The 240-nt window shown below is 52.1% G+C and carries 1 protein-coding gene; it reads left to right on the top strand.

Translation table 11 applies throughout. The features are described 5' to 3' along the window. Positions 1 to 234, top strand: a 234-nt coding sequence (locus SB765_RS33225) for a DUF416 family protein (protein ID WP_410932978.1), incomplete at its 5' end; no start/stop codon positions are given. Between the last annotated feature and the right edge of the window lie 6 nt (positions 235 to 240).

Below are 240 nucleotides of genomic sequence, written 5' to 3'. Positions count from 1 at the left end.
AGCGAGACCTCAATTACCACTATCGCCATGCTGGAAATGACCCAGGCTGGACGCGAAATGACCGACGAAGAGCTGCGTGAAAACCCGGCTATCATCGATGAGTGGGACCTTCAGTGGGAGATTTTCCGCCTGCTGGCGGAGTGTGAAGAGCGCGACCTTGAATTGATTAAAGGTCTGCGATCTGACCTGCGTGAAGCGGGAATTAGCAACATCGGTATAAATTTCCAGCAGTAAGGCGAT

The organism is Pseudomonas sp. SIMBA_067, assembly GCF_046534675.1.
Classification (GTDB): domain Bacteria; phylum Pseudomonadota; class Gammaproteobacteria; order Pseudomonadales; family Pseudomonadaceae; genus Aquipseudomonas; species Aquipseudomonas putida.
Note: the sequence above shows the minus strand (reverse complement) of the source record. Positions and strands in the feature narration are given on the sequence as shown.